Annotated in this window: 10 protein-coding genes, 2 tRNA genes, 3 rRNA genes and 1 other RNA gene; 3 read left to right on the plus strand and 13 right to left on the minus strand. The window is 54.0% G+C overall.

The features are described from left to right. Positions 1 to 12 precede the first annotated feature (12 nt). Positions 13 to 1,251 carry an LL-diaminopimelate aminotransferase gene (locus ACUUL3_RS08940; RefSeq protein ID WP_448550637.1) on the plus strand — a complete coding sequence of 413 codons (1,239 nt, stop codon included), beginning with the start codon at positions 13 to 15 and terminating at the stop codon, positions 1,249 to 1,251. Positions 1,252 to 1,336: 85 nt separating this feature from the next. Here the strand turns inward: ACUUL3_RS08940 and ACUUL3_RS08945 are convergent, their stop codons facing one another. The 13 genes from ACUUL3_RS08945 to larB all read right to left on the minus strand — a co-directional run bounded on the left by ACUUL3_RS08945 (position 1,337) and on the right by larB (position 14,034). Then, positions 1,337 to 1,858, minus strand: a complete 522-nt coding sequence (locus ACUUL3_RS08945) for a hypothetical protein (RefSeq protein WP_448550638.1) — start codon at positions 1,856 to 1,858, stop codon at positions 1,337 to 1,339. A gap of 163 nt (positions 1,859 to 2,021) precedes the next feature. Further along, positions 2,022 to 3,233, minus strand: coding sequence for a tyrosine--tRNA ligase (gene tyrS / locus ACUUL3_RS08950; protein WP_448556462.1), 1,212 nt, complete (start codon positions 3,231 to 3,233; stop codon positions 2,022 to 2,024). Between the two features lie 37 nt (positions 3,234 to 3,270). Next, the gene (gene rny / locus ACUUL3_RS08955; RefSeq protein WP_448550639.1) at positions 3,271 to 4,830 is read right to left on the minus strand and encodes a ribonuclease Y; all 1,560 of its coding nucleotides are present in this window, start codon (positions 4,828 to 4,830) and stop codon (positions 3,271 to 3,273) included. A 497-nt stretch (positions 4,831 to 5,327) separates the two neighbouring features. Beyond that, positions 5,328 to 5,509, minus strand: a non-coding RNA gene (gene ssrS / locus ACUUL3_RS08960) — 6S RNA. 12 nt (positions 5,510 to 5,521) lie between these two features. Continuing rightward, positions 5,522 to 5,803 carry a cell division protein ZapA gene (locus ACUUL3_RS08965; protein ID WP_448550640.1) on the minus strand — a complete coding sequence of 94 codons (282 nt, stop codon included), beginning with the start codon at positions 5,801 to 5,803 and terminating at the stop codon, positions 5,522 to 5,524. A 58-nt stretch (positions 5,804 to 5,861) separates the two neighbouring features. Further along, on the minus strand, positions 5,862 to 6,185 hold the full coding sequence (locus ACUUL3_RS08970) for a hypothetical protein (RefSeq protein ID WP_448550641.1): 324 nt from the start codon (positions 6,183 to 6,185) through the stop codon (positions 5,862 to 5,864). A gap of 240 nt (positions 6,186 to 6,425) precedes the next feature. Continuing rightward, entirely contained in the window at positions 6,426 to 7,433 is a 1,008-nt protein-coding gene (locus ACUUL3_RS08975; RefSeq protein WP_448550642.1) for a bifunctional UDP-N-acetylglucosamine diphosphorylase/glucosamine-1-phosphate N-acetyltransferase GlmU, read from the minus strand. Between the two features lie 106 nt (positions 7,434 to 7,539). Next, positions 7,540 to 7,656, minus strand: a 5S ribosomal RNA gene (rrf, locus tag ACUUL3_RS08980). 178 nt (positions 7,657 to 7,834) lie between these two features. Beyond that, a 23S ribosomal RNA gene (locus tag ACUUL3_RS08985) occupies positions 7,835 to 10,791 on the minus strand. 173 nt (positions 10,792 to 10,964) lie between these two features. Continuing rightward, positions 10,965 to 11,040: transfer RNA gene (locus tag ACUUL3_RS08990), tRNA-Ala, on the minus strand. Between the two features lie 17 nt (positions 11,041 to 11,057). Continuing rightward, positions 11,058 to 11,136 (minus strand) — tRNA-Ile (locus ACUUL3_RS08995). A 119-nt stretch (positions 11,137 to 11,255) separates the two neighbouring features. Beyond that, positions 11,256 to 12,817: ribosomal RNA gene (locus ACUUL3_RS09000) — 16S ribosomal RNA — on the minus strand. The 16S, 23S and 5S rRNA genes sit together here with 2 tRNA genes alongside, the layout of an rRNA operon. Positions 12,818 to 13,272: 455 nt before the next feature. Next, a complete protein-coding gene (larB, locus tag ACUUL3_RS09005) occupies positions 13,273 to 14,034 on the minus strand; it encodes a nickel pincer cofactor biosynthesis protein LarB (protein ID WP_448550643.1) in 762 nt (253 codons plus the stop codon). Between the two features lie 190 nt (positions 14,035 to 14,224). Between larB and ACUUL3_RS09010 the strand changes: the two genes are divergently transcribed. Together ACUUL3_RS09010 and ACUUL3_RS09015 are read left to right on the plus strand one after the other, a co-directional pair. Continuing rightward, on the plus strand, positions 14,225 to 15,151 hold the full coding sequence (locus ACUUL3_RS09010; RefSeq protein WP_448550644.1) for a 50S ribosomal protein L11 methyltransferase: 927 nt from the start codon (positions 14,225 to 14,227) through the stop codon (positions 15,149 to 15,151). 6 nt (positions 15,152 to 15,157) lie between these two features. Continuing rightward, positions 15,158 to 15,904, plus strand: coding sequence for a 16S rRNA (uracil(1498)-N(3))-methyltransferase (locus tag ACUUL3_RS09015; RefSeq protein ID WP_448550645.1), 747 nt, complete (start codon positions 15,158 to 15,160; stop codon positions 15,902 to 15,904). Positions 15,905 to 15,907 lie beyond the last annotated feature (3 nt).

A 15,907-nucleotide genomic window follows, 5' to 3' on the forward strand; every position in this document is an offset into this window, starting at 1 on the left:
TTGGAGAATGCGATGACATTAATCAATGAAAACTATCTGAAACTGAAGGCCGGGTATCTCTTCCCGGAAATCGGACGCCGGGTAAAATCCTTTGTCGACAGTCATCCGGAAGCCAAGGTGATCCGCCTCGGCATCGGCGACGTGACCAGGCCCCTGGCGCCGGCTGTGATCAAGGCCTTCCATGAGGGCGTCGACGATCTGGCCCGTGGGGAAACCTTCCACGGCTATGGGCCGGAGCAGGGATACGACTGGCTGAGCAAGATCATCATCGAAAAGTCCTATAACCCGTTGGGCGTCGATCTCAATCCCTCCGAGGTCTTTATCTCCGACGGCTCCAAGTGTGATTCAGCCAACATCCTGGATATTTTTTCCCTTGCCAACAAGGTGGCGATCTGCGATCCGGTCTACCCCGTGTACAACGACACCAATGTCATGATCGGCCGCAGCGGCGAGGCCGATGCCAAAGGCTATTACGAAGGCATCGTCTACATGCCCTGCACCGAGGCGAACAATTTTACCCCGGCCATCCCCGAAGAAAAGGTGGACATCATCTATCTCTGCTACCCCAACAATCCCACCGGCATGGTCGCGACCAGGGATGAACTTGCGGCCTGGGTCGACTATGCCAACACCAACGGCTCCGTCATCTTTTTTGACGCGGCATATGAGGCGTTCATCACCGAGCCAGGTATACCCCACTCCATCTATGAGATTGCCGGCGCCAAAAGCTGCGCCATAGAGTTCCGCTCCTTCTCCAAAACCGCCGGCTTCACCGGAGTGCGCTGCGGCCTGACCGTGGTGCCGGAGGAGCTCAAGTCCCTTACGGTTTCCGGCGAAAAAGTTGCCTTGAACAGGCTCTGGAACCGCAGACAGTGCACCAAGTTCAACGGCGTCTCCTACCCTGTCCAGCGGGCGGCCGCCGCGGTCTATTCCGACGAGGGCTGGCCACAGGTGCGGGAGACCATCGCCTTTTACCTGGAAAATGCCCGCCTGATCCGGGAAGGATTGAGCGCGGCCAAGATCACCTGCTACGGCGGAGTGAACGCCCCGTACATCTGGCTGAAAACCCCACGGGGTCTGGCGAGCTGGGATTTCTTCGACAAGCTCCTCAATGAATGCCATGTGGTTGGCACTCCGGGCAGCGGCTTCGGACCCAGCGGCGAAGGCTATTTTCGCCTATCCGCCTTCGGCTCGCGGGAAAACGTCCGGGAAGCGGTTCGGCGAATCCAGGAGAAATGGGGGAACGGCTGACTCCCAATTTCCTGCGCCCTGACTGACTGCAGAAAAGAAGGCGGGATGCCGTTACCCGCCTTTTTTTCTGCATCCCCGCTTGCGATCATTCGCCCATGAACTCCCAGGCCTGTTCATGGATCTTGTGCTGAATCTCCCACATTTCCTTGCGCTTCTTCAACAGCTCCTTCCTGTCCGCCTTGGGGTTACGGGCCGCTTCGGCGTATTCAAACTGCTTGTCGTTCAGTTTCTTGCGCAGCTCCTTGGTTGCATTCAGATATTTTTGCTGGTTTTCCGGGCTGAGGTCGCCAAGTCCGGGCAGCATCCCGCCCATGCCACATGGCCCCATGCCCATGCCTCCCCCCATGCCCATGCCTCCCCCCATCATGCCTCCTCCCATCATGCCTCCCCCCATCAGACCGGAGCCCATCATCATCCCCTGTCCATCACCCGCGGGCGGCGTAGCTGTTTGGGAAGGTTTTTCAGGCGCTCCGCCATGATGTGAAGCATCCTGGGCAAAAACAGGAGTTGCGGCCAACAGGCATGCCAATACGGACACGACAATACTGTTCGTTTTCATGAAATCCTCCTTGCTGGATGGTGAATGGAACGGCGTGCCGGCAATCAATTCGTTGCGGCTGGATGTAACATGGATAATCATCCTACGGCAAAGGTAGAAAAATCAAGGGAATTACCAAAGAGTGCGTCAGGCAACCACTCGTGAAAACCATAAAAAAAGGCGCCGCATTCAAGCAGACGCCTTTTTATGATTCATTTTAAAACATTACCACTCAGCTGAAGCGCACCTTGCAAAAACGACGCTTGCCGACCTTGAGGATCACCTCGCCCGCGGCCGGAACCATATGCTCGACATCATTCACCTTGTCGCCGTTAATGGTCACTGCATTCTGCTGAATCATCCTCCGCGCTTCCCCGGTCCCGGCCACCAGCTGGGATTCCACCAACAATTTGGGCAACCAGAACCCTTCTGCTCCGGAAGCGAGGATGATCTCGGGCATATCCTCAGGATTTTCGTGCTGCCTGAAAACCTTTTCAAAGTTCTCTTCGGCAAGCTGCGCGGTCTGAAAGTCGTAAAAACGGGCGGTCAACTCCCGCGCCAACTGCTGCTTCACCGCCTTGGGGTGCAGCCGGCCGGCCTCCATCTCCTGCTTTAACACAGCGATCTCCTCGGTGGTAAGGTCGCTCAGCAACTCGTAGTAACGGAACATCAGGGCATCGGAGATGGAGAGGACCTTGCCGTAGATGTCATCGGCTTTTTCCGCGATGCCGATATAGTTGCCCAGGGATTTGCTCATCTTATTGACGCCGTCCAACCCCTCAAGCAACGGCATGGTGATGACCACCTGCGGCTCCTGCCCCCAGACCCGCTGCAGATCCCTGCCCATGAGCAGATTAAAGAGCTGATCCGTACCGCCGAGCTCCACATCCGCCTTGAGGGAAACCGAGTCATAGCCCTGAATCAACGGGTAGAGAAACTCATGGATGCTGATGGGCCGCTCGTTCTCGAAGCGCACCTTAAAATCCTCACGCTCGAGCATTCTGGCCACGGTGAGATGGGAGGCCAGGCGAATAAAATCATGGGACGTCAGCTTGTTGAGCCAGGTGCTGTTAAAAACGATCCGGGTCTTCTTGGGATCGAGGATCTTGAAGATCTGCTCCTTGTAGGTTTCGGCATTCTTCTTGACCTGTTCCACGGTCAGGGGCTTGCGCGTTTCCGATTTCCCGGTGGGATCACCGATCATGCCGGTAAAATCGCCGATCAGAAAATAGATATCATGCCCAAGCTCCTGAAAGTGCTTGAGTTTTTGAATGAGCACCGTGTGACCCAGGTGCAGGTCTGGCGCCGTGGGATCAAAGCCGGCCTTGATCTTCAGGGGCACCCCGCTGGCATTGGACTTTGCAAGTTTTTTGAGCAGGTCTTCCCGGGAGATGACGTTCACAGCCCCCCGCTCAATCAGTTCTACCTGTTTTTCCAGTGAAATCTTCATAAATTCGGCATCAAGCTTTCTGAGATTAATCCTATTTTGCGTACTCTACGGCCCTGGTTTCCCGAATCACCGTTACCCGGATCTGACCGGGGTAGGTCAGCTCCTGTTCGATTTTCTTGACGATATCCTTGCTGATGATCATTGCCTCGGCATCATTGATCATACCGCTGTCGACAATGATGCGCACCTCGCGACCCGCCTGAATGGCATAGGATTTTTCAACGCCCTTGAAGGAGTTGGCGATTTTTTCAAGATCCTCAAGCCGCTTGACATAGGATTCCAGCATTTCCTTGCGCGCCCCAGGCCTTGCCCCGGAAAGGGCGTCTGCGGACTGAACCAGCACATCGAGCACGCTTTCCGGCGGCACATCCTCATGGTGGGCGGCAATGGCATGGACAATGTCAGAGGCCTCCCCATACTTCTTGGCCAGATCCGCGCCGATGCTGGCATGGCTTCCCTCGATTTCGTGGTCAACCGCCTTGCCGATATCGTGCAGCAGGCCGGCACGCTTGGCCCGTTTCACATCGATGCCGAGTTCCGCCGCCATTACTCCGCAGAGAAAGGCGACCTCCAGGGAATGCTGCAATACGTTCTGGCCATAGCTGGTTCGATATTTCAGCCTGCCCAGGAGCTTGATCAACTCCAAGTTCACACCGTGCGCGCCCACGTCAAAGGTCGCCTGTTCGCCGGCCTCGCGCATGGTCACCTCAAGCTCCTCGCCAACCTTGAGCACGATCTCCTCGATCCGGGCGGGATGGATGCGGCCGTCGGTGATCAACCGCTCAAGGGATTGTCTGGCAATCTCGCGCCGCACGGGATTAAAGCCGGAAAGGATTACCGCCTCCGGGGTGTCATCGATGATGATATCAATGCCGGTTGCAGCCTCGATGGCGCGAATATTCCGACCTTCACGGCCGATGATCCGACCCTTCATTTCCTCGTTGGGCAGAGGCACGACGGAAACGGTCTTTTCCGCGACATAGTCGCCGGCATAACGGGAAATGGCCAGGGCGATAATGTCCTTGGCCTTTTTATCGGCCTGCATTTTCATCTCGTTTTCAATCTTGACGACCATTTTGGCCGCTTCCATCCGCGCTTCGCTCTCAATACTCTCGATGAGCTGTTTCTTGGCCTCATCGCAGGAAATGCCGGAAATCTTTTCCAGCTGAAAGCGCTGTTCCTCGACGATGTTATCGATTTCCTTCTGCCTCCGCCCCAGGGCCTCTTCCTCCCTGGCAAAAGACTGCTCCTTTTTCAGGAGCTCCATCTCACGTTTGTCCAGGATATCGATCTTTCTTTCAATCTGCTCAAGCTTCTGAATGAGCTTCTTTTCCTCTTCAACAACGTCCTTCTTGATCGCCTTGATCTCTTTTTCCGCTTCCTGTTTGAGAGCAAAGGCTTCATCCTTGCTGTGCAGCAAGGCTTCCTTCTTGATCTGCTCGGCTTCGGACAAAGCACTCTCGATGAGCTTTCTGCCCTGCTCCTCAAGATTTGCCTGCCGGTCCTCGATGAATTTCTTGCGCAACAAGACACCGATTCCGACACCGCCGCATATGCCAAACACAACTGATAAGATTATCTGTACTGTCACGGAGCCAACCTCCTGCGCGAATTTATTTGAAAAGCGCTACCGCCGCCCATGGGCGATGACGCGCTCATGCTGAAAGAGAGGGGCATTGTCCCTGAAAACGGGAGCGCTGCCGACTCGAGATGATAACAGCCCAACAGCCGTTACCTTTTATGGGCTCGGGGGGAGAAAGAAATGCTGTGAGGGGGGATTTCCGCTTCAAGCAGCCCACCAGGGATGGGTTGCTGTTTCCTCAGACGACCGTATTTTGTCTTTTTTACTATCATATCCCCAAAAGAGAGGGGAAAATCGTTCCTGTCGTGTGATTGTACAGCACCAAAAACCGAAAAAATCCCTATTCACAAGTCCTGCCTGACAAGAAGCCACGCAGTGAACATTACAATTCTCACATCTTCATGATCCTGAGGAATACTTGCGAAGATTCCCGCACATCAGAAGACCTTTGCCCAAATAAAACTATATAAAACGCCCCGGTATTCCCGGCGCAGATAATTGGCTATAAATCCCCCGCCATTGAAGTGTCTGGCAGTGACATCGAACCTAACTTCGTTAGGTGGGCGGTACTCGTACTCCCTTCAAGGAATTCCACCGGAGCGGATTCCTTTCCAGAAGAAGCGAAGTCGCTCTAAATAATAATGTTGGCTCGAGACACTCTGCCAGATCACTAGCAAGGCAGGGGAATCTTAGTACTCAACTAAAAATTTTTCTCTATCCTTTCGCTGAGTAAATTTATCTTCTCTTCAACCCGCTGTTTGTATTCGTCGTATTCTCTTTTGAGTTTCACATACTTACTGGCGATATTCAAACTCGTCAGAACGGCGATCTTGTTTGCGGGCAAAACATGCGCTGAGTTGTGTCCGGCATTTTCCAGCTGGGACTTCACCAAGAGCAGAATCTCTTGCACATCTTGCTCAGGGGCATCGGTATAGAGCGGATATTCCTGGCCGAGCACCTTAAATTTGACCAACCGTTCCACGATGCACCAATAATGAAAGGGTTACCAGAATAACACCCTGAAGGCAATATGTTTTCAATCAGTTTCCAACAAGAACTCCCTGCACCGGATCTGATTGCGTTTTTCCTGCCACCGCGGCAGTTGCCTTGGCTGCGGTTTCTCCGGCAGAGGCGCCTGCTTTCTCCCATTTCTCAATGGCCGCGATCAACGCCGTCACGCGCTGATGGATAAGATTCTTTTCCTCCTTCAAACGCTTCACGTCATCTTCAAGTTCCTTCCTGGCCAGCTCAAGGCGTGCAATATCACCCTTCAATTTCACCCGGTCATCCTGGGCTGTATCAAGGGTGCTGAGCAACCGCTCAACATTGGTTTCAAGCTTTTTAAGGTCCTGCTCATAATCCATGACGAACTCCTCTTCTCCCATAATTCAAAGGGGATAGCTAATTTTCTCAAGGTAAATTGGATGCGGCAAAAAGAAGCAAGATATCCCGGCAAAGTGGACGACACATCTGGGGAAAATGCCGGATGACAGACCTACGATTTAATCCCTCGGCAAAAGGAAAGTCAAGGTCTTTGTATGGGGAGAGTGAGCTTGGCAACCACTGGAAACCACTCTCGACGCAAAGGGTGCTGAGAGTTTTGCTCAAATCCGCGGGGAGTGAATCTGCGTTCGGGGGGGGACCTTCTCCTGCCGTAGATGGGTAAAAGCGCCGATTTGGCAGCCATCGCCGATATGACAGTCGTTGATCTTCACGAAAGAATCGATGGTTACCGAACAACCGATTTCAGTTTTCCCAGCCAGGAAAACAAAGGGTTGGATAACGGAATCACGGCCAATTACAACCGTTTTGGCAATTGAAACATTGTGGGGCTGGGGAATGGTTACCCCGGAATCCATCAGAAAATCAAGGTGGCGCGCCTGCAATGCCTGGTGTGCCAAAGCAAGCTCTCTCCGCGAATTGACCCCCAATATCTCGCCGCTGTCCTCGCACACATATTTCTGCACCCTGACTCCATCGGCGGTCGCGATGCCGACGATGTCCGTCAAGTAAATCTCTCCCTGTTTATTATCGCTGCCGACCCGCACGAGCGCAGAAAGCAGCAGCTCCGCATCGACGCAATAAATGCCGGCATTGATTTCCCTGATCTTCTTCTGCTCCGGCCCGGCGTCCTTTTCTTCCACGATGCTGAGAACATTGCCAGCGGAATCGGAAAGAATACGACCGTAATGGCTCGGATCGGCTACTTCCGTCGTCATGATGGTCAATTGAGAAGCATTGCACCTGTGGCTTTCCAAAAAATCCCGCAGGGTTTCCGGCCTGATGAGCGGGGTGTCGCCACAAAGGATCAGAACCGGGCCGGCATGGGATGAAAGCATTTCCTGGCACGCCAGGACAGCATGGCCGGTGCCGAGTTGTTTCTCCTGAAAGACAAAGGCTGGCCTGTAGTCGGCAAGCGCCTCTTCCACAAGCCTGTGCATGTGCCCCGTGACGACAATGGTTTTGGCAAGGGATAGAGGTGAGAGGGCGTCAAGAACGTGATGAACCATGGGGGCAAAGAAAACCTCATGGAGAACCTTGGGCTTCTCCGATTTCATTCTTGTCCCCTTGCCTGCCGCTAAAACAATGCCAATCACAGCAGAATTGTTCATATCTCCTCCCCAGTTGCGAAAACAGACAACGTATGCAAGAAAGAACACTTACGCCCAGCGGGCAAAAAAAAACCCTTCCTTTTGAGGGGAAGGGTTAAAAAAAGAGGATCGGCGGCGACCTACTCTCCCACCAAGCTTCCCTGGCAGTACCATCGGCGCTGAGAGGCTTAACTTCCGTGTTCGGAATGGGAACGGGTGTTTCACTCTCGCTATTACCACCGAAAATCCATAAATTCGGGTGCCTTGCGGTTGGATCCGACCAACGGCTGCTGCCACCGGTCACCATGGCCACATGGCTGGTATATATAAAAAACCTGGATAATTGAATATTTTGTGTTGTCCCGTTTGCCGGATATATAAAAAATGATCAAGCGAATGATGGTCTCTCTTTATAAAAAGAGATGGTCAAGCCGCACGGCTTATTAGTACCAGTAAGCTCCATGTGTTGCCACACTTCCACACCTGGCCTATCAACGTTGTGGTCTGCAACGAGCCTTCAGGTGGGTTACCCCACGGGATATCTTATCTTGGAGTGGGCTTCCCGCTTAGATGCTTTCAGCGGTTATCCCTTCCGAACGTGGCTACCCTGCCGTGCCTCTGGCGAGACAACAGGAGCACCAGTGGTTCGTCCATTCCGGTCCTCTCGTACTAGGAACAGCTCTCCTCAAATATCCTACGCCCACATCAGATAAGGACCAAACTGTCTCACGACGTTTTAAACCCAGCTCGCGTACCGCTTTAATTGGCGAACAGCCAAACCCTTGGGACCTGCTCCAGCCCCAGGATGCGATGAGCCGACATCGAGGTGCCAAACCTCCCCGTCGATATGGACTCTTGGGGGAGATAAGCCTGTTATCCCCGGCGTACCTTTTATCCGTTGAGCGACGGCCCTTCCATACGGGACCGCCGGATCACTAAGACCTACTTTCGTACCTGCTCGAAATGTCTCTCTCGCAGTCAAGCTCCCTTATGCCTTTACACTCTACGGCTGGTTTCCAATCAGCCTGAGGGAACCTTCGCGCGCCTCCGTTACACTTTGGGAGGCGACCGCCCCAGTCAAACTACCCACCAGACATTGTCCCAAACCCGGATTACGGGTCGTGGTTAGAAGCCTAAAATAATCAGGGTGGTATTTCAACGTTGACTCCACAAGAACTGGCGTCCCTGCTTCACAGTCTCCCACCTATCCTACACAAATCATTTCAAACTCCAATGCCAAGCTATAGTAAAGGTGCACGGGGTCTTTCTGTCTTGATGCGGGTAACCGGCATCTTCACCGGTGTTACAGTTTCGCTGAGTCTCTAGTTGAGACAGTGGGGAAATCGTTACGCCATTCGTGCAGGTCGGAACTTACCCGACAAGGAATTTCGCTACCTTAGGACCGTTATAGTTACGGCCGCCGTTTACTGGGGCTTCGGTTCAGTGCTTCGCCGAAACTAACACTTCCCCTTAACCTTCCAGCACCGGGCAGGCGTCAGACCCTATACTGCGTCTTTCGACTTCGCAGAGTCCTGTGTTTTTAGTAAACAGTCGCTCCCCCCGTTTCTCTGCAACCCCCTTCCGCTCCATAAGTGAATTACTTCACGTAATGAGGGCATACCTTCTCCCGAAGTTACGGTATTATTTTGCCGAGTTCCTTAACTAGAGTTCTCTCAAGCGCCTTGGGATACTCTCCCTACCTACCTGTGTCGGTTTACGGTACGGTCACTCTATCAGCTCGCTACGAGGATTTTCCTGGCAGCATGGGATCAATCACTTTAGTGCGGTAAACCGCTTCGTCGTCGCGCCTCAGCGTTAACAAGGTTCCGGATTTGCCTGGATCCTCCGCCTACACGCTTAAACCGGGACAACCAACGCCCGGCTGACCTACCCTTCTGCGTCCCCCCTTCGCTCAAACGCTGATAAAATGGTACAGGAATATTAACCTGTTTCCCATCGACTACGCCTCTCGGCCTCGCCTTAGGGACCGACTAACCCTGAGCAGATTAACTTTACTACAGGAAACCTTAGGTTTTCGGCGTGCGGGTTTCTCACCCGCATTTTCGCTACTCGTGTCAGCATAAGCTCTTGTGATACCTCCAGCACTCCTCGCGGTGTACCTTCTCAGGCGAACACAATGTTCCTCTACCACCACGCTTGCGCGTGGTCCGTAGCTTCGGTAGCATGCTTAAGCCCCGTTAAATTTTAGGCGCAGACCCATTCGATCAGTGAGCTATTACGCTTTCTTTGAAGGATTGCTGCTTCTAAGCCAACCTCCTGATTGTCTGGACAGTTCCACATCCTTTACCACTTAGCATGCATTTAGGGACCTTAGCTGACGGTCTGGGCTCTTTCCCTTTTGACCACGGAACTTATCTCCCGCAGTCTGACTCCCGTACTTGAACTTGACGGCATTCGGAGTTTGATAAGGGTTGGTAATCCTGTGGGGACCCCTAGCCTTGTCAGTGCTCTACCTCCGTCAGTCATCATACGAGGCTATACCTAAATATATTTCGAGGAAAACCAGCTATCACCGAGTTTGATTAGCCTTTCACTCCTAGCCACAGCTCATCCGAACAGTTTTCAACCTATATCGGTTCGGGCCTCCACGAAGTGTTACCTTCGCTTCACCCTGGCCATGGCTAGATCACCCGGCTTCGGGTCTACCCCATGCAACTTGTCGCCCTATTAAGACTCGCTTTCGCTACGGCTACACCTTTCGGCTTAACCTCGCTGCATAGGATAAGTCGCTGACTCATTATGCAAAAGGCACGCGGTTGCACTGTATTGCTACATAGTGCTTCCACTGCTTGTAGACAGACGGTTTCAGGTTCTATTTCACTCGGGTCCCCCCGTTCTTTTCACCTTTCCCTCACGGTACTAGTTCACTATCGGTCACCGGGTAGTATTTAGCCTTGGAAGATGGTCCTCCCAGATTCCCACTAGGTTTCACGTGCCTCGTGGTACTCGGGGACACCCTAGGGTGCTTCAGGATTTCGCATACCGGACTATCACCGTCTGCGGTGGGCCTTTCCATGCCCTTCTGCTATCCATCCACAATCCCATGTCGGGGCCCCACAACCCCATGTCATAAATGGCATGGTTTGGGCTTCTCCGCGTTCGCTCGCCACTACTTACGGAATCTCTAAATTGATTTCTACTCCTGCAGGTACTTAGATGTTTCAGTTCCCTGCGTTCGCCTCGTTACACCTATGTATTCAGTGCACGATACCTGAACATTACTTCAGGTGGGTTTCCCCATTCGGAAATCTCCGGTTCAAAGCCTGTTAGCAGCTCCCCGAAGCTTATCGCAGCTTACCACGTCCTTCTTCGCCTCCCGGTACCCAGGCATCCTCCGTCTGCCCTTAGTAGCTTGACCAAAAAACGCTTGATCATTTCTTATCTCAGCTATTTGGGTACAACAAAAACAAAATATTCAATTATCAAAGATCTACTCGCAGAATCTCTCTGCCTGAGCTGAAAGCTCAAAACTAAAAGCCTATTCCCATAGACTTCTACTCTTCAACCTTCATCCCTTTCCATTACTGCTAATGGTGGAGGTGAACGGGATCGAACCGATGACCTCCTGCGTGCAAGGCAGGCGCTCTCCCAGCTGAGCTACACCCCCACTCGTTACCAGTCTGGTGGTGGGCCTAACTGGACTTGAACCAGTGACCTCACGCTTATCAGGCGTGCGCTCTAACCGGAACTGAGCTATAGGCCCGTTCGTTTTCTCTACGTCTGGTGTCACTGAACAAAACAGCGATCACTCAAAACTGAATAGTGATGTAAGACAGGGTTGACCAGGTATGCATTACCGTTACCGGTAACGTGCATCCTTTAAAAGGAGGTGATCCAGCCGCAGGTTCCCCTACGGCTACCTTGTTACGACTTCACCCCAATTACCGACCATTCCTTGGCAGCCTGCCCCCCGAAGGTTAGCTCAACCGCTTCTGGAACAACCGACTCTCGTGGTGTGACGGGCGGTGTGTACAAGGCCCGGGAACGTATTCACCGTGGCATGCTGATCCACGATTACTAGCGATTCCAACTTCACGGAGTCGAGTTGCAGACTCCGATCCGGACTGAGACAGGCTTTTCGGGATTCGCATCACATCGCTGTGTCGCTGCCCTTTGTACCTGCCATTGTAGTACGTGTGTAGCCCTAGACATAAAGGCCATGAGGACTTGACGTCATCCCCACCTTCCTCCGGTTTGACACCGGCAGTCCCTCTAGAGTGCCCAACTGAATGCTGGCAACTAAAGGCGAGGGTTGCGCTCGTTGCGGGACTTAACCCAACATCTCACGACACGAGCTGACGACAGCCATGCAGCACCTGTCACCGGGCTCTTTCTAATGAAAGCACTTCACTGTTTCCAGCAAATTCCCGGGATGTCAAGCCTAGGTAAGGTTCTGCGCGTTGCGTCGAATTAAACCACATACTCCACCGCTTGTGCGGGCCCCCGTCAATTCCTTTGAGTTTTAACCTTGCGGCCGTACTCCCCAGGCGGTGCACTTAATGCGTTAGCTGCGACACAGGAAAGGTCAACACTCCCCTACATCTAGTGCACATCGTTTACAGCTGTGGACTACCAGGGTATCTAATCCTGTTTGCTCCCCACGCTTTCGCGCCTCAGCGTCAGTATTCGTCCAGAAAGTCGCCTTCGCCACCGGTATTCCTCCCGATATCTACGAATTTCACCTCTACACCGGGAATTCCACTTTCCCCTCCGATACTCAAGCCAACCAGTTTCAGATGCACTTCTCATGGTTAAGCCACGGGCTTTCACATCTGACTTGATCGGCCGCCTACGCGCCCTTTACGCCCAGTAATTCCGATTAACGCTCGCACCCTCCGTATTACCGCGGCTGCTGGCACGGAGTTAGCCGGTGCTTCCTCTGCAGGTACCGTCAAGCTGCGCAGATATTAACTACACAGCATTTCTTCCCTGCTGACAGAGCTTTACGACCCAAAGGCCTTCATCACTCACGCGGCGTCGCTGGATCAGGCTTGCGCCCATTGTCCAATATTCCTCACTGCTGCCTCCCGTAGGAGTCTGGTCCGTGTTCCAGTTCCAGTGTGGCGGATCATCCTCTCAGACCCGCTACCCATCGTCGCCTTGGTAGGCCTTTACCCTGCCAACTAGCTAATGGGACGCAGGCTCATCTCTGCACAGTAACTTCCAAGGAGAGGTCACCTTTCCTCATAAAACTCGCGTTCCATGAGTGTATCCGGTATTAGCAGTCCTTTCGAACTGTTATCCCAAATGCAGAGGTAGATTACCTACGCGTTACTCACCCGTGCGCCACTCTACTCAGGGCCGAAGCCCCTTTCTCGTTCGACTTGCATGTGTTAAGCACGCCGCCAGCGTTCAATCTGAGCCAGGATCAAACTCTCCAGTTTGAAATATCTTATCAACCCGTAAGCTGATATTCTTCTCATTCAAGAGCTTTTGATTCTCTTTTTACAAAACTCGCCAGGGCTTTCACCCTGGACTTCTTGGGCCCATCTTATTCTCACTATTCAGTTTTCAATGATCGCTGCGCCCGGCAACCGGGCCACCCACATGGTGGGCGATAAAAAAGAAAAGATAACCGGAACACCTGGGGGCTGTCAAGATGTTTCCTGACTTTTTTCAAATGCCCCAGAGTCGGTGTCAGGTTATCGTTCGGGGGGCAAATTAGCCGAAGAGCCCCTCCTTGTCAACAGCTATATTTGCAGGATTGGCAAAAAAATGCACCCGAGTCTGCAATACCAATCTATCTCTTTGAATTCTCGTCCACCGCCCATGTCGCCCGGCGACGACACTGCGGGCGGCCAAGGCTTGCCATACTCCCCGGGACGTTAAAAAAACCGATTCAAGCCCGAGCAGCTATCTGCCGGTTGATGCTGGCGGCAAGGCAGGCGGCGCCGAAACCATTGTCGATATTGACCACCGCCACCCCCGGCGCGCAGCTGTTCAACATTCCCAGCAAGGCGGCAATGCCGCCAAAACCCGTCCCGTAGCCAACGCTGGTCGGCACGGCGATGATGGGCTTATCCACCAGGCCGCCGACCACACTGGGCAACGCCCCCTCCATGCCGGCCACCACGATGAGGATGGCGGCCTTCTCCAACAAATCCCGCCGGGAGAGGAGCCGGTGGATGCCGGCGACCCCGACATCGTAAAATTTTTCCGTCCTGTTCCCCAGAGAGAGGGAAGTAACATATGCCTCTTCGGCCACGGGAATGTCCGAGGTCCCTGCGGTAAGGACCAGGATCGTCCCGCCCCCTTTTTCGTCCGGAGCAAGGGCCGAGGTCAGCATCCGCGCCTGCTCATGGTACACAAGGCCAGGGACCTCCGCGCATACCTCGTCCGCCTTTGCCGGAGAAACACGGGTCGCAAGAACCATGGGGGAAAATTGCCGAAGGTTCCGCAGGATTTCGCTGATCTGGGCCGCGCTTTTGTTCTCACCATAAACCACTTCCGGCATGCCGGTTCGCAGTCTGCGATGATGGTCAACATGGGCGCAATGCAGCATCTCGGCGGGGAAATGTTTGAGCGCAGCCATGGCGCCCTCCACATCACAGGCTCCGCTTTGCACCTTCTCAAGGAGTTCCTTCAGCTTTTTTTCATCCATGGCAAAACCGGCTGCTCTTATCTTATTATATGTATATATCCCTTCCAAGGAGGAGGGTTCAAGTTGCACTTGCCGGAGCAATCCGCATCCAGTACACTACCGCACACTATACTGGCCTTGATCAGCGGTTGGCTATTTTTTTGTGCCTTTTCCCCAACGCCATACCCCAACAAATTACCACGGGAGCCTTATGCCGGCGAACACCCCCAGCACAACCCCAGTGAAATCCTGGCTGCGGATTACCATCACCGCCGAGGAAACCTGCGCGGACATCATCGCCGGATTTCTCAGCGAGCAAACCGGAGGCGTGGAGCAGGTGCCGATAACCGCCGGCGCCTGCTCCACGCCTCGGGAAAAGATCATCAGCTATCTCAAAAACGATGAACACGCAGCAGACGAACTTACAAAAATGGAAGAGTTCCTCACCCGCCTCGCCGCCTTTCTCCCCGACAACCTGCAGCCAAGCCTGGAAACCGAGGTGATCGAGGAGGTTGATTGGAACAAGGCCTGGAAAGAACGGTTCAAGCCCTTTCCCATCACCGCTCACCTTGTGATCAAGCCAACCTGGGAACCCTATGCCGCCGGGAACACGGAAAAGGTCATCGAAATGGACCCGGGCATGGCCTTTGGCACCGGCCACCACGCCAGCACCAGGCTTGCCCTTTCCTTCATCGAAAAACTCTTTCACGGAACGGACGCACCTCCCCAATCCGTGCTGGACGTGGGAACGGGCACCGGCATTCTCGCCATGGCCAGCGCGCTTTTCGGCGCCCAAAAGGTGGTGGCCACGGACAACGACCCGGAGGCGGTCGGCGTGGCCATTGAAAACATCGAACGCAACAACCTCAAGGAGGCCATCGAGACCAGCGGTACGGATCTGGAAAATATCCCGGGAACCTTTGCGCTGGTGATCGCCAACATCATCCACGACACCCTGCTTGAAATCGCCAGCCCCCTTTGCCTTCACCTGGCCGCCGGCGGCCACCTCATTCTCGCCGGGATTCTCACCGGCCCCCAGACCGAGAACATCCGCACCACCTACACCACCATGGGACTTGCCCATGTGGAAACGAAAAGCGAAGGCGAGTGGAGCGCCCTGCTTTTCCGGAAACCATAGCGTGCCATGAACATCCACCGCTTTTTCATCCGCCCGGAAGAGATCTCGGAGGGGACAGCCCACCTGAGCGGAGACGAGGCCCACCACCTTCGCTCCGTCCTGCGCCTAGCCATTGGCGACGAGATCACCCTTTTCGACGGGACGGGGATGCGCTTCCGGGCCCGCCTCGACACCATCAGCAAACACCTTGTCAGCGCAACGATTATCGACCAGCGCAAGGACAAGCCCGCCAAGGTGCGGGTGGACCTGGGGCAAGCCCTTCTCAAAGGGCAGAAAATGGAATTCATCCTGCAGAAAGCGACGGAATTGGGAATAGACGCCATCCGACCTTTTTGGTCCGAGCACGGGGTGAACAAAACACGGAGCGACACCAAGGGCGATCGCTGGCAGCGGATTGCCCTCGAGGCATGCAAGCAATGCGACCGCGCCCTGCCGCCGCAGATAGAACCGCCCCGCAAACTCGCCGAACTCCTCCGGGAAATATCGGGCTATGACCTCAAGCTCCTCTTCTGGGAGCAGGAGACGGAAAAACCTCTTGCCGAAATCCTGACCGAACGGCCCAGCGAAGTTCGCGCCGTTTGTTTTCTCATCGGTCCGGAAGGAGGCTTCAGCCCCACCGAAGTGGAAGACGCCCGGAATAACGGCTTTATCCCGGTTTCCCTGGGCTCGCGCATCCTCCGGGCCGAAACCGCGAGCCTGGCCGCAGCGTCCATCCTGCAGTTCATGCTCGGCAATCTCTCTCCATCCCCGTAAGCG

The organism is Thiovibrio sp. JS02 (genome assembly GCF_053485635.1).